At 70.2% G+C, this 19,741-nt stretch carries 22 protein-coding genes and 1 pseudogene; 11 read left to right on the top strand and 12 right to left on the bottom strand.

What is annotated here, in order from left to right:
- Positions 1–69: 69 nt before the first annotated feature.
- Positions 70–435, top strand: coding sequence for an STAS domain-containing protein (locus H0I76_RS14985; RefSeq protein WP_200611381.1), 366 nt, complete (start codon positions 70–72; stop codon positions 433–435).
- Here H0I76_RS14985 and hslU read toward each other — a convergent pair.
- The 3 genes from hslU to hslV are packed head-to-tail and all read right to left on the bottom strand — an operon-like array spanning position 423 to position 3,300.
- Positions 423–1,727 (bottom strand): ATP-dependent protease ATPase subunit HslU, encoded by a 1,305-nt coding sequence (gene hslU / locus H0I76_RS14980; protein ID WP_200611380.1) that lies wholly within the window; start codon positions 1,725–1,727, stop codon positions 423–425. The genes H0I76_RS14985 and hslU overlap by 13 nt on opposite strands.
- Complete coding sequence (locus H0I76_RS14975; protein ID WP_200611378.1) at positions 1,724–2,743, bottom strand: hypothetical protein; 1,020 nt, start codon at positions 2,741–2,743, stop codon at positions 1,724–1,726. The genes hslU and H0I76_RS14975 overlap by 4 nt, the downstream gene beginning before the upstream one ends.
- On the bottom strand, positions 2,740–3,300 hold the full coding sequence (gene hslV / locus H0I76_RS14970; protein WP_200611376.1) for an ATP-dependent protease subunit HslV: 561 nt from the start codon (positions 3,298–3,300) through the stop codon (positions 2,740–2,742). Before hslV ends, H0I76_RS14975 begins: the two co-directional genes overlap by 4 nt.
- Before the next feature lie 117 nt (positions 3,301–3,417).
- On the opposite strand from hslV, the gene hisB reads away from it, so the two are divergent.
- Genes hisB through hisH form a run of 3 tightly spaced genes read left to right on the top strand, consistent with a single transcriptional unit; the run spans position 3,418 to position 4,992 of the window.
- On the top strand, positions 3,418–4,005 hold the full coding sequence (hisB, locus tag H0I76_RS14965; RefSeq protein WP_200611374.1) for an imidazoleglycerol-phosphate dehydratase HisB: 588 nt from the start codon (positions 3,418–3,420) through the stop codon (positions 4,003–4,005).
- Positions 4,006–4,009: 4 nt separating this feature from the next.
- Positions 4,010–4,360, top strand: a complete 351-nt coding sequence (locus H0I76_RS14960) for a hypothetical protein (protein WP_200611371.1) — start codon at positions 4,010–4,012, stop codon at positions 4,358–4,360.
- Complete coding sequence (gene hisH / locus H0I76_RS14955) at positions 4,357–4,992, top strand: imidazole glycerol phosphate synthase subunit HisH (RefSeq protein ID WP_200611369.1); 636 nt, start codon at positions 4,357–4,359, stop codon at positions 4,990–4,992. Before H0I76_RS14960 ends, hisH begins: the two co-directional genes overlap by 4 nt.
- 23 nt (positions 4,993–5,015) lie before the next feature.
- On the opposite strand, the gene H0I76_RS14950 is transcribed toward hisH, so the two are convergent.
- The 4 genes from H0I76_RS14950 to H0I76_RS14935 all read right to left on the bottom strand — a co-directional run bounded on the left by H0I76_RS14950 (position 5,016) and on the right by H0I76_RS14935 (position 7,204).
- On the bottom strand, positions 5,016–5,408 hold the full coding sequence (locus H0I76_RS14950) for a DUF2147 domain-containing protein (RefSeq protein ID WP_200611367.1): 393 nt from the start codon (positions 5,406–5,408) through the stop codon (positions 5,016–5,018).
- A 151-nt stretch (positions 5,409–5,559) separates the two neighbouring features.
- The gene (locus H0I76_RS14945) at positions 5,560–6,177 is read right to left on the bottom strand and encodes an SCO family protein (protein ID WP_200611366.1); all 618 of its coding nucleotides are present in this window, start codon (positions 6,175–6,177) and stop codon (positions 5,560–5,562) included.
- Positions 6,177–6,749 carry a hypothetical protein gene (locus H0I76_RS14940; RefSeq protein WP_200611362.1) on the bottom strand — a complete coding sequence of 191 codons (573 nt, stop codon included), beginning with the start codon at positions 6,747–6,749 and terminating at the stop codon, positions 6,177–6,179. Before H0I76_RS14940 ends, H0I76_RS14945 begins: the two co-directional genes overlap by 1 nt.
- Positions 6,750–6,751: 2 nt before the next feature.
- The gene (locus H0I76_RS14935; RefSeq protein WP_200611359.1) at positions 6,752–7,204 is read right to left on the bottom strand and encodes a hypothetical protein; all 453 of its coding nucleotides are present in this window, start codon (positions 7,202–7,204) and stop codon (positions 6,752–6,754) included.
- Between the two features lie 193 nt (positions 7,205–7,397).
- Here H0I76_RS14935 and hisA point away from each other — a divergent pair, with 193 nt between their 5' ends.
- From hisA to H0I76_RS14920, 4 genes and pseudogenes are all read left to right on the top strand, one after another.
- Complete coding sequence (gene hisA / locus H0I76_RS14930) at positions 7,398–8,120, top strand: 1-(5-phosphoribosyl)-5-[(5-phosphoribosylamino)methylideneamino]imidazole-4-carboxamide isomerase (protein ID WP_200611357.1); 723 nt, start codon at positions 7,398–7,400, stop codon at positions 8,118–8,120.
- A 71-nt stretch (positions 8,121–8,191) separates the two neighbouring features.
- Positions 8,192–8,962 (top strand): imidazole glycerol phosphate synthase subunit HisF, encoded by a 771-nt coding sequence (hisF, locus tag H0I76_RS14925; RefSeq protein WP_200611354.1) that lies wholly within the window; start codon positions 8,192–8,194, stop codon positions 8,960–8,962.
- A pseudogene (locus H0I76_RS19495) lies at positions 8,962–9,273 on the top strand (phosphoribosyl-ATP diphosphatase); the annotation flags it as partial. The gene hisF and the pseudogene H0I76_RS19495, both read left to right, overlap by 1 nt.
- Positions 9,250–9,714, top strand: a complete 465-nt coding sequence (locus H0I76_RS14920; protein WP_325166469.1) for a GNAT family N-acetyltransferase — start codon at positions 9,250–9,252, stop codon at positions 9,712–9,714. The pseudogene H0I76_RS19495 and the gene H0I76_RS14920, both read left to right, overlap by 24 nt.
- Before the next feature lie 20 nt (positions 9,715–9,734).
- On the opposite strand, the gene H0I76_RS14915 is transcribed toward H0I76_RS14920, so the two are convergent.
- The 5 genes from H0I76_RS14915 to rsmI all read right to left on the bottom strand — a co-directional run bounded on the left by H0I76_RS14915 (position 9,735) and on the right by rsmI (position 13,958).
- A complete protein-coding gene (locus H0I76_RS14915) occupies positions 9,735–10,664 on the bottom strand; it encodes an alpha/beta hydrolase (RefSeq protein ID WP_200611352.1) in 930 nt (309 codons plus the stop codon).
- A gap of 21 nt (positions 10,665–10,685) precedes the next feature.
- Positions 10,686–11,630 carry a glutathione synthase gene (gene gshB, locus H0I76_RS14910; RefSeq protein ID WP_200611351.1) on the bottom strand — a complete coding sequence of 315 codons (945 nt, stop codon included), beginning with the start codon at positions 11,628–11,630 and terminating at the stop codon, positions 10,686–10,688.
- 96 nt (positions 11,631–11,726) lie between these two features.
- Positions 11,727–12,464, bottom strand: a complete 738-nt coding sequence (locus H0I76_RS14905) for a BON domain-containing protein (RefSeq protein WP_200611349.1) — start codon at positions 12,462–12,464, stop codon at positions 11,727–11,729.
- 14 nt (positions 12,465–12,478) lie between these two features.
- Positions 12,479–12,919: a YraN family protein gene (locus H0I76_RS14900; RefSeq protein WP_200611347.1), complete on the bottom strand. Its 441-nt coding sequence runs from the start codon at positions 12,917–12,919 to the stop codon at positions 12,479–12,481.
- Positions 12,920–12,980: 61 nt separating this feature from the next.
- A complete protein-coding gene (gene rsmI, locus H0I76_RS14895) occupies positions 12,981–13,958 on the bottom strand; it encodes a 16S rRNA (cytidine(1402)-2'-O)-methyltransferase (protein WP_200611345.1) in 978 nt (325 codons plus the stop codon).
- A 73-nt stretch (positions 13,959–14,031) separates the two neighbouring features.
- On the opposite strand from rsmI, the gene H0I76_RS14890 reads away from it, so the two are divergent.
- Genes H0I76_RS14890 through murJ form a run of 3 tightly spaced genes read left to right on the top strand, consistent with a single transcriptional unit; the run spans position 14,032 to position 19,735 of the window.
- Entirely contained in the window at positions 14,032–15,240 is a 1,209-nt protein-coding gene (locus H0I76_RS14890; protein WP_200611344.1) for a penicillin-binding protein activator, read from the top strand.
- Positions 15,241–15,251: 11 nt separating this feature from the next.
- Positions 15,252–18,134 carry a [protein-PII] uridylyltransferase gene (locus H0I76_RS14885; RefSeq protein WP_234455350.1) on the top strand — a complete coding sequence of 961 codons (2,883 nt, stop codon included), beginning with the start codon at positions 15,252–15,254 and terminating at the stop codon, positions 18,132–18,134.
- Positions 18,131–19,735, top strand: a complete 1,605-nt coding sequence (murJ, locus tag H0I76_RS14880) for a murein biosynthesis integral membrane protein MurJ (RefSeq protein WP_200611340.1) — start codon at positions 18,131–18,133, stop codon at positions 19,733–19,735. The genes H0I76_RS14885 and murJ overlap by 4 nt, the downstream gene beginning before the upstream one ends.
- Positions 19,736–19,741: the final 6 nt, after the last annotated feature.

The following is a 19,741-nucleotide window of genomic DNA, read 5'->3' as shown; positions in this document are numbered from 1 at the left end:
GTTGATTCAGGTGATCTTCACCACATTGCCTGAAGCTCCGTCCGGTTGAGAGCGGAGCGGAGCCCGGGAATGCAGATCACGGAACGGCGCGAGGGCGATCACCTCGTGATCGCGCTCGAGGAGACGCGCCTCGATCACCTGATCGCATCCGATTTCCGCGACGAGGTGCTGTTGCGGGCCGGGCCGGGCATGTCCCGGCTGGTGCTCGATCTCGGCGCGGTCCTGTTCATGGATTCGGGCGGGCTCGGCGCCCTCGTCGGGATCCGCAAGCGTCTCGGCTGGGACGTGGGGATCGTGCTTGCCGCGGTGCACGGCCCGGTTCACCGCGTCTTCCGGCTCGCGCGCATGACCGACGTGTTCGAATTTGCCGCATCCGTCGACGCGGCGTTGCGGGCGACCCAGACACTCCGACGCGAGAGCGTTCAGAGGACGTAGCGGCTCACATCGACCGAGCGCGCGAGATCGCCCAGCTGTGCCTCGACCAGTGCCGCGTCGACGACGACGCTCTCGCCCTGGCGGTCGGGCGCGGTGAAGGAGAGCTCCTCGAAGACGCGCTCCAGCACGGTGTGCAACCGTCGCGCGCCGATGTTCTCGACCTGCGCATTCACCTCGGCGGCGATCCGGGCAAGGGCTGCCACGCCGTCATCGGCAAAGCTGACCGCGACCCCTTCGGTCTTCATCAGCGCCGCGTACTGGCGGGTGAGCGAGTAGTCGGTGTCGGTGAGGATCGCGCGGAAATCGGCCTCGGTCAGCGCCTTGAGCTCGACCCGGATGGGCAGCCGCCCCTGCAGCTCGGGCAAAAGGTCCGAGGGCTTGGCAATATGGAACGCGCCCGAGGCGATGAAGAGGATATGGTCGGTCTTCACCGGGCCGTGCTTGGTTGCCACGGTCGTGCCCTCGATCAGCGGCAGCAGGTCGCGCTGCACGCCCTCGCGGCTGACATCGGCGCCGCGCACGTCCTTGCGGGCCGCGACCTTGTCGATCTCGTCGATGAAGACGATGCCGTTGCTTTCGACCGCCTCGACCGCCTCGCGAGTGATCGCTTCCTGGTCGATCATCTTGTCGGCTTCCTCGGCGATCAGGATCTCGTAGCTCTGGGCGACCGTCATCTTGCGCCGCCGCGTCCGGCCCGAGAACGCCTTGCCGAAGATGTCGCCCAGGCTCGCCATGCCCTGCTGGCCCGGCATGCCGGGCATGTCGAGGAAGGGCATGGGGTTCGAGGTATCGGCGATCTCGATCTCGACCTCGGTGGTGTCGAGCTCGCCGCCGCGCAGCTTGCGCCGAAACGCCTCGCGCGTGGTGTCGGACGCCGTCTTGCCGACCAGCGCCTCGATCACCCGGTCCTCGGCCGCGCGATGCGCCTGCGCCTTGAGCTCCTCGCGCCTGGCGCCGCGGACCATCACGATCGCGGTCTCGACCAGGTCGCGGACGATCTGCTCGACGTCCCGGCCGACATAGCCGACCTCGGTGAACTTGGTCGCCTCGACCTTCAGGAAGGGCGCGTTGGCCAAGCGTGCGAGGCGGCGCGAGATCTCGGTCTTGCCCACGCCCGTCGGCCCGATCATCAGGATGTTCTTCGGTGTCACCTCGTCGCGCAGCTCGGCATCGAGCTGCTTGCGACGCCAGCGGTTCCTCAGCGCCACCGCGACGGCGCGCTTGGCCTCGCGCTGGCCGATGATGAAGCGGTCGAGCTCGGATACGATCTCGCGCGGGGTCAGCTCGGTCATGCCTTCTGCCTCGATCTTCGCGACCAGCGGACCGGGTCGCTCCACTCCCACCTAATGTTGCGCACCTTCCGCGTCCAGCCGGAGGCGATCGTGCGCCGCCGCGCCAACAGCCAGAAGATCATCGCAAGCCCCACCATGGCGTTGTAGATGCCGCCCCACTGCCAGATGTCGAGGGTCAGCCCCATCGGCTCGATCACCCCCAGCGTCAGCGGCCGGGTCATCGCCACCGTGCCGGCCGAGAACACCGCCATCCGGTCGATCCGCAGCGACCAGGCCAGCAGGATGGCGTAGAGGACCAGCAGGACCCCCAGGTCGACATAGGCAGGCAACGCGCCCGCGAACTTGCCGGCGATCAGCGCAAGGATGCCGCCGCCGACGATGTGCAGCGGCCGTGCCGCTTCGAGGCCGAAATACCCCGCCGTGCGGTCGAGATACCAGCCCAGGCAACAGGCGCCGAAGGCCAGCGAAGTCGACACCGCCGCGATCACCGGCCGGTCGAGCAGCGCCGCCAGCACCCCGCGCGGGGTCAGCCCCTCGACCTTCGACAGCGCCGCCAGGTTGCCGCCCGTGAGCCACAGGAACAGCGCGACGATCCCGAACAGCGCGACCGGCGAGACCAGTCCCGGCAGCCGGAAGCGCAGCAGGAAGACCAGCATGCCCAGCGATGTCACGCCATAGATGACCGGCAGCCGCGCGAAGGCCGTGGCGGCGCGCAGCTCGGGCGTCGCGATGGACGCCGCGATCCCGAAGGACAGGGGCCCGAGGATACCCAGCGCCGAGCCGGGCCAGAGCATCAGCCGCCGCCGCGCGACAAGCTCGGCCATCGCCCAGCAGGTGCAGCCGATGACGATCAGCCCGATCAGCGGGTCCGCCGTATGCCCCCCGGTGATCGGCGCGCGCCCCATGACCAGCCGGACCGCGCCATACCAGGCGAGGCAGATGATGAGCGCCAGGACCAGCTCGCGCGGCTTGTTCCGCGGCGGGCGGAATGCCGGGCGGGCGGGCTCGGCGGTCATGCCTCGATCACCTCGACCACCATGTTTCCGTTGGTGTAGACGCAGATCCCGGCCGCGATTTCCAGCGCGCGGCGCGCGATCGTCTCGGCGTCGCGATCGGTGTCGGCCATCGCGCGCGCGGCGGCCAGCGCGAAATTGCCGCCCGAGCCGATCGCCGCGATGCCGTTCTCGGGCTCGAGCACGTCGCCCGCGCCGGTGATCACCAGAAGCGTCGCGCCGTCGGTGACGATCAGCATGGCCTCGAGGTTGCGCAGGTACTTGTCGGTGCGCCAGTCCTTGGCCAGCTCGACCGCGGCGCGCATCAGCTGGCCGGGCGCGGCCTCGAGCTTGGCCTCGAGCCGCTCGAGCAGCGTGAAGGCATCCGCAGTCGCCCCCGCGAAACCCGCGACCACGTCGTAGCCGCCGGGCGAGAGGCGCCGCACCTTGCGCGCGTTGCCCTTGATCACGGTCGGGCCGAGGCTGACCTGCCCGTCGCCCGCGACCGCGACGCGGCCATCCTTCTGCACCGCGCAGATGGTGGTGCCATGCCAGCCGGGGAAACGCTCGTCTGCGCTCATATCGTGCTCCCTGATGCTTCCTCCGGCCATATAACACCGCCCGTGCGAAATCCACCGGGGTGCTGGCCTCGGGCCGGATCACGATCTATAGAAACGCCAGAGGGATCGGAGGGTTCGATGCGAAAGGCAAGCCTCAGCCGCGAGACCGCGGAAACCGCGATCGAGGTCGAGATCGATCTCGACGGATCGGGTGCATACGACTGCCAGACGGGCGTGGGCTTCTTCGACCACATGCTCGACCAGCTGGCGCGGCACTCGCTGATCGACATTCGCGTGCGGGCCAAGGGCGACCTGCACATCGACGACCACCACACGGTCGAGGATGTCGGCATCGTGCTGGGCAAGGCCTTGGCGCAGGCGCTTGGCGACAAGAAGGGGATCCGGCGTTATGGCGCCTGCCTCCTGCCGATGGACGACACGCTGGTGCGCGCGGCGCTTGACCTCTCGGGGCGGCCTCACCTGGTCTGGAAGGTCGATTTCACCGCGCCCAAGATCGGGACCTTCGACACGGAGCTTGTGCGCGAGTTCTTCACGGCGCTTGCGATGAACGGCGGCATCACGCTGCATGTCGAGCGGATCGACGGTATCAACAGCCATCACATCGCCGAGGCTGCGTTCAAGGCGGTGGCGCGCAGCTTGCGCGAGGCGGTCGAGGCCGATCCGCGCAAGGCCGACGCGATCCCCTCGACCAAGGGGGCGCTGTGACGCCATGGCGGCGCGGACCTGCCTCTACACCATCCTGTCGCGCGGCCACCCCGACGAGCTGATCGCGGTCGGCGATCACCGGCATCCGCTGGGCGTCATCCCGCCGTTCTGGGCGCTGTGGCGCGGGCTCTGGCTCACGGCGGTGGCCATGGTCGCGCTGATGGTGGCGGCGGTGCTGCTGCATCCCGCCGCCGCCGGCACGGTCTGGGGTGCGTTGATCGCGATCACCGTGTTCGAGGGCTCGACGCTCGAGCGCCTGGAATGGCGCATCCGCGGCTGGCGCGAGATCGGTGTGGTCGAGGCGCGCACCGAGGAAGGCGCCGAGGAACTCTATCTCAGGGGCGAGGCATCGTGACCACGGCGATCATCGATTACGGATCGGGCAACCTGCGCTCGGCCGAGAAGGCTTTCCAGCGCATGGCGGCCGAGACGGGGGGCGGCGCGGTCATTGTCACCTCCGACCCCGATGTCGTGGCCCGCGCCGACCGGGTCGTTCTGCCGGGCGTCGGCGCCTTCGCCGATTGCCGGCGCGGCCTGATGGCGGTCGGGGGGATGGCCGAGGCGATCGAGGCGCGCGTGGCCGACGGCTACCCCTTCCTCGGGATCTGCGTCGGCATGCAGCTGATGGCGACCCGCGGGCTCGAGCATGGCGAGACGCCGGGCTTCGGCTGGATCCCCGGCGAGGTCGAGCGGCTCGCGCCCAACGACCCCGAGCTCAAGGTCCCGCATATGGGGTGGAACGAGCTGGTGATCACCGCGGAGCATCCGGTGCTGGCCGGGATCGAGGCGGGCGCGCACGCCTATTTCGTGCATTCCTATCACCTGCGCGTCCGCGTGCCCGAACACCGCCTTGCCCATGTCCATTACGGCCAGATGGTCACCGCCGTCGTCGGCCGCGCGAACATGGTCGGCACCCAGTTCCACCCCGAAAAGAGCCAGGCGACCGGGCTTCGGCTGATCGCGAATTTCCTGAACTGGCGGCCCTGAGGCCGGCGGCTTGGGTGGCGGCGTCAATGCGCCCGCGTCCAGTCCTGGCCGCGGCAGATCAGGCCGCCCATGACGCAGCCCGAGATCTCGAGCGTGGCGCCGTTCATCTCCAGCATGCCGCTGTAGGTCTTGTCCTCGTCCGGCGCCCAGATCTCGCCGCCGGTCCATTTGCCGGCGCCGTCGGGTGCCATGTCCCAGAAGATCCGCTTGCCGACGATGTCGGTGCGCGCGCCGGCGAAAGCCCCGACCGTCGTGCCGCAAAGCAACTGCGCGCCGTCGGTGCAGGGGGCGATCTCGATATGCAGGTATCGGCCGTCATCTTTGGGCGTGGTCTTCCACACGCCCACGGGTTGCTCCGCGCTTGCCGCAAACGCGATCGCGATGCCGGCAAGCGCCGTCAACAGGGTCGCTCTCATTGTCCCGGGTTCTCCCACTCCGCGCGGATCTTCGCCGCTTGTCAGGGCGAGAGTGGCGCGGATCGCAGGCGGATCACAAGCGCAAACCGCGCGTCACCGCGCGGCCGCCATGCCCGGGACCCCGCATCCGCGCGCCCGGCCGCAGCGGGGGTCAGTTCACCAGCAGATGGCGCCGCATCAGTTCCGCGACCCGCTCGGGGCCAAGGATCGGTGGCAGGACGCTGCGCACCTCGCCCATCTCGCCGATCAGGTAGATGAAGCCGCCATGCGCGAAGATCGGCTCGCCCGCCGCGTCGCGCGCAACCTCGGTTGCCTCGACCTGGAAGGCGTCCCGCGCCTGCGCCAGCGCCTCGGGGCTTCCGGTCAGCCCGACCAGCCGCGGGTGGTAGCGCGGCAGGCTTCGCGCCAGGGCCTCGGGCGTGTCGCGCTCGGGATCGACGGTGATCATCACCGGCGTGATCCGCGCGCCCTCGGGCCCCAAACGCGTTACCGCCTCGGCTATGGTCGGCAGCGCGACCGAGCAGATCGCCTCGCAATTGGCGTAGCCGAAGAAAAGGGCGATCGGGCGCCCCGCGAAATCCGCCTCGGTCACCCGATTGCCCGACTGATCGGTCAGGTCGAAGTCGGGCCGGATGTCAACCGGAAAGGGCAATGCCTCGGCACCCGGTGCCGCCTCGGCTGGCGACGGGCGGTGAGACGCACCGTCATGCGCCAGACCCGGCGCCGGGGCCCAGAGCATGGCCAGCAAGGCCAGGCTTGCGCGGTGCATCACTGGTTCTCGCTGATGAACGCGGCATCCGTCTCGAGGCCCAGGCCGAGATACCCGTCGCGCGCGATGCGCTCGCGGATCCGCGGGTCGTGGCGGAACCAGTCGCCAGTCCCGGCGTCCGGGTTCGCCGCGCGCCATTCGTCCAGCCATTGGTCGGTCTTCGCCGCCTCGGCGCCCGGCGCGGTGACGGTCTGCACCTGCATGAGCCGCCCGCCCTGCGTCTGTTCGGGCTCGCCAACCAGCAGCCCGTCGACCGTCACGGTCTGGCCGCACCACCGTGCCAGATCGACCGTCGCGCCGGTGAAGATCGGCTGGGTGTTCTTCATTGCCAGCACCATCACGCCGTCGGCCTCGCGGATCAGCACCATCTGCCGCAGGCCCGCGCCGCAGTCGGCCGGGCAGTCGCCGGTCAGCGCGCAGACTGCGTCCACCACCCGAGCGTCGAAGCGCGCGAGCCGCTCGCCCGTCAGGCCCCAGCTCGAGGCGGTGCTGCCGGCTGAGAAATCCTCCTCGGCCTGTGCGGGAAGGGCGAGGGCGGCCAGGATCGCGGCGATGCGAAGGGTTGCGGTCATTGTCACAACTCCGGGATCGCGAAGGGCGGCACCACGCCGAAATCTTCGTGGCTGCGGTTGACGATGCCGTCGTCGGCGGCAATCTCGGCGACCATGAGATAGTTGATGCCGTCGCGGACATAGAGCGTGCCCTTGGCCGTGATCCGGTGGCTCTGCGCGTCGAGCATCGCGGTCCCGTCGGCGATGGCCGGATCGCCCTGCCACTTCATCACCATGTAGACCGTGCCGTCATCGGCGAGGACGCCGACCGGAATGCCCCCCGCCGCGCACCACATCGCGCAGGTATGATGCGCCGAGCCGACGACCGCCTCGGGCCCGCCCATCACGCCCGAGAAGTAGCACCACGTGTCGATGACCTCGCCGGTGACGCTGACCGGGTCGCCCTCGGCGATCGCCGCGCCGCCCGAAAACGCGCCCGCGAGCAGCGCGAAAGCCATCCCAAGCCGCCTGTTCATGATCACCTCCGAACCTGTGTGTGTTTCGAGATACGTGACCGCAACCCGACGGTGCCCGACCTCTCGTCCGGGGTCGATTCAAGTTTCCGTCAACCCATGCGAGAGCACCACGGGGTCGCGCGCACTTTTCATTCGCCAGCGCGTCGGATAGACGGTGGCAGCCCTGCCTGTACCCCGCTCGGGAGTGCCCTCGATGATCCTCTATCCCGCGATCGATCTGAAGGACGGGAAATGCGTCCGCCTGCTCCGAGGCGAGATGGAGGCCGCGACCGTCTTCAACGACGATCCGGCCGCGCAGGCGGTGTCCTTCGAGGAGGCCGGCTGCCGCTGGCTGCATCTGGTCGATCTCGACGGCGCCTTCGCGGGCCGGCCCGAGAATGCCGACGCGGTCGAGGCGATCCTGTCGGCGACCTCGCTGCCCGCCCAGCTTGGCGGCGGCATCCGCAGCATGGCCACGATCGGCGACTGGCTCGATCGCGGCCTTGCGCGCGTGATCCTGGGCACTGCCGCGGTGCGCGATCCCGACCTGGTGCGCGAGGCCGCGCGCTCGTTCCCCGGCCAGATCGCCGTCGGCATCGACGCGCGCAAGGGGATGGTCGCCGTCGCGGGATGGGCCGAGACGACCGATATCAGCGCGCTCGAGCTCGCGCGCCGGTTCGAGGACGCCGGCGTCGGCGCGATCATCTACACCGACATCGACTGCGACGGCGCGTTGCAGGGGCCGAATGTCGAAGCGACGGCGGCGCTGGCCAATGCGGTCACGATCCCCGTGATCGCCTCGGGGGGCGTGTCGTCGCTCGACGACCTGCGCGCGCTCAGGACCTGCGGCGCGCCGCTCAACGGGGTCATCTCGGGCCGGGCGATCTATGACGGGCGGATCGATCTCGTCGAGGCGATGGCGCTGCTTGCCGACTGAGCCGGCTTCGCGCTAGGCGCGGCGCCGGAAAGCCGCTAATCACCGGGGTCGAAGCGGAAGGGGGCCCATCCATGCTGAAGGTGCGCGTCATTCCCTGTCTCGACGTGAAGGACGGGCGCGTCGTCAAGGGGGTCAATTTCGTCGATCTCAAGGACGCGGGCGACCCCGTCGAGCAGGCGCGCGTATACGACGCCGCCGGCGCGGACGAGCTCTGCTTTCTCGACATCACCGCAAGCCACGAGAACCGCGGCACGATCCTCGATGTCGCGCGGCGCACGGCCGAGGCCTGCTTCATGCCCCTGACCGTCGGCGGCGGGGTGCGCACCATCGACGACATCCGGGCGCTTCTGCTCGCCGGCGCCGACAAGGTCTCGATCAACACGGCTGCGGTGAAGAACCCCGATTTCGTGCGCGAGGCGGCCGAGAAGTTCGGCAGCCAATGCATCACCGTGGCGATCGACGCGAAATCGGTGCCCGAGGGACGAACCCCGTCGGGCTACGAGATCTTCACCCATGGCGGGCGCGAGGCGACGGGCATCGACGCCGTCGCCTTCGCGAAACTGGTCGAGGAGAAGGGCGCGGGCGAGATCCTGCTCACCTCGATGGACCGCGATGGCACGCGCGCGGGCTTCAATCTGGGGCTGACGCGTGCGATCGCGGATGCGGTCTCGATCCCGGTGATCGCTTCGGGCGGCGTGGGCACGCTCGAGCACCTGGTCGAGGGGGTCACCGAGGGGCACGCCTCGGCGGTGCTGGCGGCCTCGATCTTCCACTTTGGCGAGCACACGATCCGCGAGGCGAAGCTGCACATGGCCCGCGGCGGCGTGGCGGTGAGGCTCTGATGGCGACGGTGCTCGAGCGGCTGGCGGCGACGATCGCCGCGCGCAAGGACGCCGATCCGGCGGCGTCCCACACTGCCGCCCTGTTCGCCAAGGGCCCGGCCAAATGCGCCGAGAAGTTCGGCGAGGAGGCGGTCGAGGCGATCGTCGAGGCCGTGCGCGGCGACCGTGCGCGGCTGACCGGCGAGGCCGCGGATGTGCTCTATCACCTGCTGGTGATGCTGGCGTCGCGCGACGTGCCGCTGGCCGAGGTGCTGGCCGAACTCGAGCGGCGCGAAGGCGTCTCGGGCGTGGCCGAGAAGGCCGCGCGCGGCCCCGGCGTCTCCGTTCGCCGGGTGAGCGACGAGGCCGGCATCGCGCGCTGCCTCGCGATCCGCGAGCTGGTGTTCATCGAGGAGCAGGCGGTCCCCGCCGAGCTCGAGGTCGACGGGCTCGACCCACGCTGCCGGCATTATCTCGCGACCCTCGGCGCCGAGCCGGTTGGTGCCGCGCGCGTCCTGCCCCAGGACGGCCGGGCCAAGATCCAGCGCGTGGCCGTCGTCCCCGCCGCGCGCGGCCAGGGCGTGGGCCTCGCGATCATGCAGCGCATCCTCGACGACCTGGCGCACGAGCCCGGCATGGCCGAGGCCTGGCTCGAGTCGCAGATCCATGCCGTCGCCTTCTACGAGGCGCTGGGCTTCGTGGCCGAGGGCGAGGAGTTCCTCGACGCCGGGATACCACACCTCACGATGCGCAAGAAGCTGAGCGCCGGATAGCTGCGCGCCGGCGCCGCCGCTCAGGCGGCGGTGAGGCGTGCGATGTAGTCGCCCGCGACGGCAAGCGTCGCCTCGGCCTGCGGGATCCAGCCCTGGAAGATGGGCCAGCCATGCGGAACGCGCGGCCAGATCTCGAGGCGCACGTCGCCACCCTTGGCGGCCAGGGCGCGCGCCATCGCCCGGGCGTCATCGACAAGGATCTCGTCGCTGCCCGCAAAGATCAGCGATGGCGGTGCAACGGCGATCTCCGCACGCAGCGCCGAGACCTCGGGATCATCGGCGGCCAATGCGCCCCGGGCCATCGCGCTGGCCTCCAGCACCCTGCCCGCGGGCAGCATCGGGTCGCGACGGGCGTTGCGCTCGATGCTGTCGCCCGAACAGGTCAGGTCCGTCCAGGGCGAGAACGCGACGATCGCCGCCGGCCGCGGCAACCCGGCGCGCTCGATCCGTGCGGCCAGAAGGAAGCAAAGCCCGCCGCCGGCCGAGTCGCCCGCAAGCGCGATGCGGTTGGGATCGAGCCCGCGGTCCAGCATGAAGCGATAGGCCGCGAGCGCGTCCTCGGTCGCCGCAGGCAAGGGGAATTCGGGCGCGAGCCGGTACTCGGGCACCAGCACCCGCGCCTGAGCGGCCTTGCCCAGCGCGGCCGCAAGGCGCCAGTGGGTCCCGACCGAGCCCGCGATGAAGGCGCCGCCATGGAGGTAGAGCACCGCGCGATGGCGGTCGGGTCGCCCGGCCGAGCACCACGCGGCGTCGAACCAGCGCGCGTCGCTCCCCTCGGGTCCGCGCGGGATCCGCTCGGCCAGCCGGTGCGCGTCCTCGGGCCCGCGCAGCATCTTCTCGGCCTGCCGCTCGAAGAGGGCGCGCATCTCTTCGGGCGTCTCGATGCGCGAAAGCGGGCGCTTGACCGAGAACCGGAGCCCGAGATTGAAGAGCGCGAGCCGGATCGACATGGCGAGGGCGCCGCGCGGGGCTCAGACGCCCCGGCGGCGTTCGATGGCGGCCCAGATCAGGGCCGCGACATTGGTGCCGTCGAAGCGTTCGAGTTCCTGGATGCCCGTGGGCGAGGTCACGTTGATCTCGGTCAGCCAGTCGCCGATCACGTCGATGCCGACGAAGATCAGGCCGCGCTCGCGCAGAAGCGGCCCGATGCGCGCGGCGATCTCGCGGTCGCGCTCGTTCAGCTCGACCTTCTCGGGCCGGCCGCCGACATGCATGTTCGAGCGCGTCTCGCCCTTCTGCGGCACGCGGTTGATCGCGCCGACCGCCTCGCCGTCGACCAGGATCACGCGCTTGTCGCCGCGCTCGACCGCCGGAAGGAACTTCTGCGCGATCAGCGGCTCGCGGTTGATGCCGGTGAACAGCTCGAAGAGCGCGCTGAGATTGGTGTCGGAATGGCCCAGCTTGAACACGCCGGCGCCGCCATTGCCGTAGAGCGGCTTGAGGATGATGTCACCATGCCGCGCCTTGAACTCGCGCAGCGCCACCAGGTCGCGGGCGATCATGGTCGGGGGCATCAGGTCGATGAAGTCGAGCACCAGCAGCTTCTCGGGGCTGTTGCGCACCCAGAACGGGTCGTTCACCACCAGCGTGCGGGGATGGATCTTCTCGAGCAGATGCGTGTTCGTCACGTAGGACATGTCGAACGGCGGATCCTGCCGCAGCAGCACCACGTCGCATTCGCCAAGGTCGCGGGTCTCGCGCGCGCCCAGGCTGAAATGGTTGCCGTGCTCGCGCCGAACCTCGAGCGGCCAGCCGCTCGCAAGCACCTTGCCGCCTTCCCAGAAGAGGTCGGGGACATGGTAGTAGAACAGCGAATGCCCGCGCGCCTGCGCCTCGAGCGCAAGCCGGAAGGTCGAATCGGCGTCGATGTTGACGCTCGCGATGGGGTCCATCTGGATCGCGACGGACAACGGCATCAGGTTCCTCCTCTGCCGTCATGCGGCGTCATGTATTCATGATCCGCCGGCGACACACCGGCGGAAGAAGACGCAACCACGACACCCGCACGGCGCCTATCCCTGCGTTGCACCCGGCAGAGGCGTCGCCTCGATCGTCGATGCATTGCCGGTCCCGCTCCAGCCGGAGGTCTCGGTTACGGGTGCGCTGTTCGCCGGAACCTGCGGGGTCTCCGCCTGGGCCGGTGCCTTGCGCGCGGCTACCCTGCGTCGGGGATCGTCGATCGTCAATATGTGGCTGACCACCCGCTTGACGCCGTTGACCGACCGCGCGTGGTTGACGACGCGCTCGAGCTCGCGCTGCGAGCGGGCAAGGCCCGTTAGGTGCACGACGCCGTCGACCGTCTCGACGTTGAAGTTGATCGAGCGCACGTTGAGATCGGTGAAGAGCTCGTAGCGCACGCGGTTCGAGATCGCGACGTCGTCGATATAGGCGCCGGTGCCCGAGTCTCCCTTGACGGTCAACTCGTCGGTCACCTCGACAACGCTGGGCGTCTCCCAGGCGATGCGGGTCGCCGTCACCTTGTCCTCGCGCCGCGGGACCGAGCCGGTCAGCACGACGCGTCCCTCGATCACGTCGACCGACACGTCGCGATAGAGCTCGCCCGAATGGTTCGCCAGCCGGTTGGCAAGCGAGATTTCGATCTCGGTATCGGTGAGCGCGTCGAAAGTCGTGCGCTCCTGCGCGACCGAGTGGGCCACGACCGTGCTCGTGCCGATCACGGCCACCGGTGCGCACCCTGATGCCACGCAGGCGCAAAGCGCCAGCGTCGCCGCTGCTTGGTAAGATTTCATCGTTCTGCTCCGCCTCAATGCTCGTCAAAGCTGCGGGCGTTCTCGATGATCTGCGGCACCGCGTCGGGGCCAACGATGGCCAGGTCGAAGCGGCAACCGCGGATCGCACCCGTCTTTTCAGCTGCCGACATCATATAATGGGTTGCCGCTGCCTCCAAGCGTCGCCATTGGCGGTGCGTGACGACCTCGTCGGCGGGAACCGCCCGCATGCGACGCTTGACCTCGACGAAGACGAGGATCGGGCCGTCGAGAACCACCAGGTCGAGCTCGCCGCCCGGCGTCCGAAGGCGCCGCTCGAGGATGACGCCACCCCTGCGAGCATAGTGGCGGGCCACGCAATCCTCGGCGAGGAGCCCGGCGATCTGGTTGCGCCGGCCGCGGCGCCGGCGCGCGTCGGACGGCTCCGACGTCGCGTGGGCGGGCAGATCGGGAAACCCGGTGGGCGTGCGGCGCATCGGCGGCCCTTCTTCCTCGGCGGTGGTGTGCCGACGCTGAAGCAGAGGGGATAATGGTCGGTTAACGTTCCTCGTCGCGCGCCTTGCTCAGCTCCAGCGCGCGCGCATAGACCTCCCGTCGTGGCAGCCCGAGCGCCGCTGCGACCTCGCGCGCTGCGTCCTTGACGCTGAGCTCGGACAGGGCGGCCCGAAGCGCCGCGTCGAGGTCCTTGGCGTCCGCCCCGGCCGCATCGTCCCCGGCCGCCCCGACCAGGATCACGATCTCGCCGCGTGGCGCGGGGCCTTCCGCGAAGGCGGCCGCAAGCTCGCCCAGCGTGCCGCGCCGCACTTCCTCGTGCAGCTTCGTCAGCTCGCGTGCGACCGCCGCGGGCCGGCTCGCGCCGAGGGCCAGCGCCATGTCGGCAAGCGTGGCCGCGAGGCGCCGGGGGCTCTCGTAATACACCAGCGTTGCCCGCAGCCCCGCGACCTCGTGCAGCGCGCGCCCGCGCTCGCCCGACCTGGTGGGCAGGAAGCCACCGAAGAAGAACCGGTCCGTCGGAAGCCCCGACAGCGGCAGGGCCGCGAGCACGGCCGAGGCGCCGGGCACGGTGGTCACGGGGTGCCCGTTCTCGATCGCGAGCTGCGCCAGCCGGTATCCGGGGTCGGCGATAAGGGGCGAGCCCGCATCCGTGCAATAGGCCACGGCACAGCCCTCCTCAAGCCACGCCGCGATCCGCGGCCGCGCCTTCGGGCCGTTGCGGTCATGATAGGGGGTCATCGGCCGCCCGCGCAGGGCGATCCCGTGGATCTCCATCAGCTTGCGCGTCTGGCGGGTATCCTCGGCCGCGATCGCGTCGGCGCATTCCAGGACCTTCAACGCGCGCAAGCTGATGTCGGCCGCGTTGCCGATCGGGGTCGACACGAGGTAAAGCCCGGCCGCAAGGCCCTCCCGGTCCGCATCGGCGCCGGACGCGGCCTCGCGCGCGCCCCGGCGTGGTTCCGGCGCGACTCGCCCGGCGCGATCGGGCTTCGCCCCCGGGTCACCGCGTTTACTTTGCATGGCCGTCCCCCTAACGTCGGCGCCAAAGGTGTCGGTGGCCGAACCGCCGACGGATTGCAAGGAGACTTCGCACATGCTCGCGCGCGCGCTCAACGCCTCACCGGGGCTCGGTTTGGTGGTCGGACTCCTGCTCGCGCTGTCGGCCTGTGCGCCGCGAAGCTCCGCGCCGTCGGTTGGCGCGCCGCAGCAGCCCGCCCAGACGGCGCCCGCCCCGACCGTGCCGCGCGCGGGGCCGGCCAAGGTCGCGATCCTCGCGCCGCTTGGTGCTGCGAACGAGAAGGTGTCCTCGGACGCCCGCGCGATTGTCAACGCCGCCCAGCATGCCGCGCAGGCGCGGGGGACCGGGCTGATCGACCTGCGCGTCTACGACACGGCGGGCGACCTGTCCCGCACCGCCGCGGTCGCGCGCCAGGCGGTCAACGATGGCGCCGTGCTGATCCTCGGGCCGCTTTTCGGGGCCAACACGCCCGCTGTCGCCGACGCGGTCGCGGGCCGCGACATCATGGTGATCTCGTTCTCGACCGACAGCAGCGTGGCCGGCGTGCCGATCTTCGTCTCGGGCTACCTGCCCGAGGTCGAGGCCGAGCGGATCCTCGGCTTCGCGGCGCGCCAGGGCCTCACCACGATCGGCGTCTACGCGCCCCAGACCCCCTATGGCGAGGCCGCCCTGCGCGGGGCCGAGAGCGCCGCGCCGAGCGTGGGCAGCTTCATCGCGACGCGGCGGCTCTACCCGCGCAGCTTCCGGGACATCCAGGAGACGGTTGGCGACTTCGCGCAGGATGCCCGCGCCTCGGGCGTGCAGGCCGTGCTGCTGCCGGATTCGGGCGACGGGCTCAAGATCGTCGGCAGCTTCCTCGACTTCAACGGCCTCGCCCCCGCGCAGGTGAAGTATCTCGGGCTGGGCCAGTGGGAGACGCGCGCGACCCTGACCGAGCCGGCCCTGCGCGGCGGCTGGTTCGCTGGCGCCGATCCGGTGGCGGTGCAGGACTTCGCGCGCGACTATTCCGCGCGTTTCGGCGCGACGCCGCCCTTCATCGCCGTCCTCGGCCACGACGCGGTCCAGGTGGCGGTGACGCTTGCCGCGGATGCGCGCCGCAGCGGCGTCGACAGGCCCTTCACCGCCGAGGCGATCGCCCGGCCGGAAGGGTTCATGGGCGCGCTCGGGCCGTTCCGCTTCGAGCCCGACGGCACCTCGCGCCGCGCGCTCGCGGTGCTCGAGGTCGGCCCGCGCGGCTTCGACGTGCTCGACCCCGCACCCGTCGCCTTCGGCCCCGGCCTGTGAGGGCGCCCGGCTTGAGCGATCTCGACAGCCAGGTGAAGGACGCCTCCGACGAGCTCGAGCCCGGAGGGCAGACCACCTTCGCCGGTCTTTCGCACCTGGTGGCAAGCGCGGCCGAGCTGCCGACGATCGAGGCGCTGCAAGCCGAGATCGACGCGATCGCGCAGGCCGCCGACACGCCGGCGCGCGCGCGCGCCGCGGTCGTCGAGCTCCTGATGCGGACCCTGACGTCGGGCCGCGACACCGTGCGCCGCGCGATGATCGACGAGCCGCAGGCCGGCCTGCGGCTTGCCCGCACGACCGCGCACATGACCGATCTGGTCGTCGCCGCGGTCTGGCACTATGCCACCGCCTACCTGCATCACGCCCCGATCCGCACCAAGGGCGAGCGCCTCGCCATCGTCGCGGTCGGCGGCTACGGGCGGGGCGAGATGGCGCCGTTTTCGGATGTCGACCTGCTGTTCGTGACACCCTGGAAGCGCACGCCTTGGGCCGAGAGCGTCGTCGAATCGATGCTCTATATCCTGTGGGACCTCAAGCTGAAGGTGGGTCAGGCGGTCAGGTCCGTGGACGAGTGCCTGCGCCTCGGGGCCGAGGACATCACGATCCGCACCAACCTGCTGGAAAAGCGGCTGATCGCGGGCGATCGCGCGCCCTTCGAGCGGCTCGACCGCAAGCTGTGGGACGATCTCTTCCTCAAGACCGGCCCCGAATTCGTCGAGGCCAAGCTCGAGGAGCGCGACAAGCGGCACGAGCGTCATGGCGGCTCGCGCTACCTGCTCGAGCCGAACATCAAGGAGGGCAAGGGCGGCCTGCGCGATCTCCAGACGCTGCACTGGATCTCGCGCTACCTCTACCGCGTCGACAAGGCCTGGGAGCTTTGCGAGATGGGCGTGTTCGAGCGCGAGGAGGTCGCCCTCTTCGCCGAGGCCGCGAAGTTCATCTGGGCGGTGCGCTGCCACCTGCATGACGTCGCCGGCCGCGCGCAGGAACAGCTCACCTTCGATCGGCAGATCGAGATCGCGGCACGCATGGGCTATCACGACGCGGGCGGGCGGATGGGCGTCGAGCATTTCATGCACGCCTATTTCCGCCACGCAAAGAATGTCGGCGACCTGACGCGCATCTTCTCGTCGGCGCTCGAGGCGCAGCACGCCAAGGCGATGCCGCGTTTCTCGATGCTCCTGCGCGCGCTCAGCTTCCGCTCGGGTGCCTCCGCCGCGGCCGGGGCCTTCGTGGTGCGCGACGGCCGGCTGGCGACGCGCGACGACCAGGTGTTCCGCAACGACCCGGTCAACCTGCTGCGCCTGTTCCGCGAGGCCGCGCGGCTCGACGCCCAGATCCATCCCGCGGCGCTGCGCCTGGTCACGCAAAGCCTCGACCTGATCGACGACCGGCTGCGCGAGAACGCGGCGGCGAACTCGGTCTTCATGGAGATGCTGACCGACCGTCAGAACGCGGAATGGCTGATGCGCCTGATGAACGAGACGGACGTGCTCGGCCGGTTCATCCCCGAGTTCGGCCGCATCGTGTCGATGATGCAGTTCAACATGTACCACCACTACACGGTGGACGAGCACATCATCCAGACGATCCGCGTCCTCAACCGCATCGAGCAGGGCGCCGCCGGCGAGGAGCACCCGGTCTCGACCGACATCGCGAAGTCCGGCCTCAACCGCCGGGTGCTCTACACCGCGCTGCTGTTCCACGATATCGGCAAGGGCGATCCGCGCGACCATTCCGAGCTTGGCGCCGAGATCGCCGAGCGGCTCTGCCCCCGCCTCGGCCTCGACGATGCCGAGACCGAGCTCGTCGCCTGGCTGGTGCGCAACCACCTGCTGATGTCCGACGTGGCGCAGAAGCGCGACATCGCCGATCCCGTGACGGTGCGCGACTTCGCCCGGACGATCCAGAGCCCCGAGAGGCTTCGCCTGCTCCTGGTGCTGACGGTCTGCGACATCCGCGGCGTGGGGCCGGGCGTGTGGAACAACTGGAAGGCACAGCTGCTGCGCAAGCTCTACTGGGATACGCGCGCCGTTCTCACCGGCGGCGCAGATGTCGACACGACTCAGGCCGCTCGGGTGCAGGACGCGAAGGACGCGCTCGCGGCGCTGCTGCCGGATTGGGACGCGGCGGCGGTCGAGGCCGAGTGCGACCGCCACTACCCGCATTACTGGCTCGGGCTCGAGCCCGAGCTCCACAAGGTCTTCGCCGAACTGTCGCGCGAGGGGGCGCAGGGAAAGATCATCAGCCGGTTCGAGCAGGACCCCGATCGCGACGCGACCACCGCCTGCATCTACCTTCAGGACCATCCGGGCATCTTCAGCCGGATGGCGGGGGCGTTCGCGCTGGCCGGCGCCAGCGTGGTCGATGCACGCACCTACACCACCGCCGACGGCATGGCCTGCTCGGCCTTCTGGATCCAGGACGCCGAGGGCAAGCCGTTCGAGGCGTCGCGCCTGCCGCGCCTGCAGCGCACCATCGAGCGCACCGTGCGCGGCGAAGTGGTGGCCCGCGATGCGCTGCGCGAGAAACGCCGCGAGAAGCCGCGCGAGCTGAGCTTCCGCGTGCCCACGCGCATCGTCTTCGACAACGAAGCCTCCGAGCTCTACACCGTCATCGAGGTGAACGCGCGCGACCGGCTGGGGCTTCTGCACGTGCTGGCGCGGACGCTGACCGACTGCAACATCAACATCTTCTCGGCGATCATCGCGACCTATGGCGAGCACGCCGTGGATGTCTTCTACGTGAAGGACCTTTTCGGGCTTAAGATCCGCAACCCGCAGAAGCAGAGGCTGATCGAGCGCCGCCTCTTTGACGCGATCGAGGCGGTCATGCCCGCACTGCCGGCCACCGCCGCCGCCGCCACCGACGAGCCGAGCCGGTCTCCGAAATGAGCGTCCCGCAGGTTCGCCTGTTCCGTGCCTTCGCGACGGTGGGCGGCTGGACCATGGCCAGCCGCGTCCTGGGCTTCGTGCGCGACATCCTGATGGCGGCGTTCCTGGGCTCGGGCCCGGTGGCACAGGCCTTCGTGGTCGCGTTCACCCTGCCCAACCTTTTCCGCCGCTTCTTCGCCGAGGGCGCGTTCAACACCGCCTTCGTCCCCATGTTCGCCAAGCGCCTCGAGGCCGAGGGACCCGCGGTCGCGCGCAGCTTCGCGCAGCAGGCGCTGGCGGGGCTCGCGACGGTCCTCGTGGTCTTCACCATTGCCGCCCAGGCACTGATGCCGTGGATGGTGCTGGCGCTGGCCAGCGGCTTTGCCGGGGACGACCGGTTCGATCTCGCGGTCCTCTACGCGCGGATCACCTTTCCCTACATCCTGTTCATCTCGCTCGCGGCGCTGGTCTCGGGGGTTCTGAACACGCTTGGCCGCTTCGCGGCGGCGGCCGCGGCACAGGTCGCGCTGAACGTGGTGCTGATCGGGGCGCTGATGCTGGCCGAGACCGGGCTTCTTGCCGGCGTCGTCGATACCGGCGCGGTGACGGGAGCCGGCGAAAGCGGGCTCGGTTATGGCGCCATGCTGGTCTGGGGCGTGCTGGTCGCGGGCATCGCGCAGTTGTGGCTGGTCTGGCGTGCGGCGGCGCGGGCGGGGATGCCGCTCACGCTGGTGCGGCCCCGGATGACGCCCGCGCTGCGCCGGCTCGCGGCGATCGCGCTGCCGGCGGCGCTCGCGGGCGGGGTCATGCAGATCAACATCGTCGTCGGTCGCCAGGTCGCGAGCCATTTCGAGGGCGCGATCGCCTGGCTCTGGTATGCCGACCGGGTGTTCCAGCTTCCGCTTGGCGTGGTGGGCGTGGCGGTCGGCGTCGTGCTCCTGCCCGAGCTGTCGCGCCGCGTGCGGATCGAGGACCATGCCGGGGCGCGCGACGCGATAAACCGCGCGGCCGAGTTCTGCCTGATCCTGACCGTCCCCGCGGCGGTCGCCTTCGTGGCGATACCCCAGCTGATCAGCGCCGTGCTGTTCGAGCGTGGCGCCTTCACCGCCGAGGACACGGCCGCGACGGCGCTGGGGCTGGCGATCTACGCGCTGGGCCTGCCCGCCTTCGTCCTGCAGAAGGTGCTGCAGCCCGCCTTCTTCGCCCGCGAGGACACCCGAACGCCCCTGCGCTTCGCCATCTGGTCGATGCTCGCGAATGTCGTGATCGCGGCCTTCGGCGCCATGCTGATCGGCTGGACCGCCGCCGCCATCGGCTCGACCGTCGCGGCGTGGCTCAACCTCGTGCTGCTGTGGCGCGGCGCCCGCGCCCTCGGGGGCGAGGTCTCGGCCGACGCCCGGCTGGTCACGCGGGCGCCGCGCATCCTCGCCGCCTCGCTGCTGACGGGGGTGGCGGCGCTGGGCATGGCCACGTGGCTGGAGGCAAACGCACCAACTCTGCGCGCGCCCGGGCTCGCGGTCATCATCGCCGCGTCGGCGGCGCTCTATTTCACCGCCGCGACGCGGCTCGGGGCATTCAGGCTGTCCGATCTGAAGGCATCGATGCGGCGCGGCGCGGACTGATCCGCC

The organism is Thermohalobaculum xanthum (genome assembly GCF_016623495.1).
GTDB classification, from domain to species: domain Bacteria; phylum Pseudomonadota; class Alphaproteobacteria; order Rhodobacterales; family Rhodobacteraceae; genus Thermohalobaculum; species Thermohalobaculum xanthum.
This window is presented reverse-complemented; position numbering and strand designations above follow the sequence as displayed.

Bases quoted from the DNA above. Each gene is read 5' to 3' on its own strand.
- H0I76_RS14985 (WP_200611381.1), top strand. From the start codon at position 70: ATGCAGATCACGGAACGGCGCGAGGGCGATCACCTCGTGATCGCGCTC.
- hslU (WP_200611380.1), bottom strand. From the start codon at position 1,727: ATGACCGAGCTGACCCCGCGCGAGATCGTATCCGAGCTCGACCGCTTC.
- H0I76_RS14975 (WP_200611378.1), bottom strand. From the start codon at position 2,743: ATGACCGCCGAGCCCGCCCGCCCGGCATTCCGCCCGCCGCGGAACAAG.
- hslV (WP_200611376.1), bottom strand. From the start codon at position 3,300: ATGAGCGCAGACGAGCGTTTCCCCGGCTGGCATGGCACCACCATCTGC.
- hisB (WP_200611374.1), top strand. From the start codon at position 3,418: ATGCGAAAGGCAAGCCTCAGCCGCGAGACCGCGGAAACCGCGATCGAG.
- H0I76_RS14960 (WP_200611371.1), top strand. From the start codon at position 4,010: ATGGCGGCGCGGACCTGCCTCTACACCATCCTGTCGCGCGGCCACCCC.
- H0I76_RS14950 (WP_200611367.1), bottom strand. From the start codon at position 5,408: ATGAGAGCGACCCTGTTGACGGCGCTTGCCGGCATCGCGATCGCGTTT.
- H0I76_RS14945 (WP_200611366.1), bottom strand. From the start codon at position 6,177: ATGCACCGCGCAAGCCTGGCCTTGCTGGCCATGCTCTGGGCCCCGGCG.
- H0I76_RS14940 (WP_200611362.1), bottom strand. From the start codon at position 6,749: ATGACCGCAACCCTTCGCATCGCCGCGATCCTGGCCGCCCTCGCCCTT.
- H0I76_RS14935 (WP_200611359.1), bottom strand. From the start codon at position 7,204: ATGAACAGGCGGCTTGGGATGGCTTTCGCGCTGCTCGCGGGCGCGTTT.
- hisA (WP_200611357.1), top strand. From the start codon at position 7,398: ATGATCCTCTATCCCGCGATCGATCTGAAGGACGGGAAATGCGTCCGC.
- hisF (WP_200611354.1), top strand. From the start codon at position 8,192: ATGCTGAAGGTGCGCGTCATTCCCTGTCTCGACGTGAAGGACGGGCGC.
- H0I76_RS14915 (WP_200611352.1), bottom strand. From the start codon at position 10,664: ATGTCGATCCGGCTCGCGCTCTTCAATCTCGGGCTCCGGTTCTCGGTC.
- gshB (WP_200611351.1), bottom strand. From the start codon at position 11,630: ATGCCGTTGTCCGTCGCGATCCAGATGGACCCCATCGCGAGCGTCAAC.
- H0I76_RS14905 (WP_200611349.1), bottom strand. From the start codon at position 12,464: ATGAAATCTTACCAAGCAGCGGCGACGCTGGCGCTTTGCGCCTGCGTG.
- H0I76_RS14900 (WP_200611347.1), bottom strand. From the start codon at position 12,919: ATGCGCCGCACGCCCACCGGGTTTCCCGATCTGCCCGCCCACGCGACG.
- rsmI (WP_200611345.1), bottom strand. From the start codon at position 13,958: ATGCAAAGTAAACGCGGTGACCCGGGGGCGAAGCCCGATCGCGCCGGG.
- H0I76_RS14890 (WP_200611344.1), top strand. From the start codon at position 14,032: ATGCTCGCGCGCGCGCTCAACGCCTCACCGGGGCTCGGTTTGGTGGTC.
- murJ (WP_200611340.1), top strand. From the start codon at position 18,131: ATGAGCGTCCCGCAGGTTCGCCTGTTCCGTGCCTTCGCGACGGTGGGC.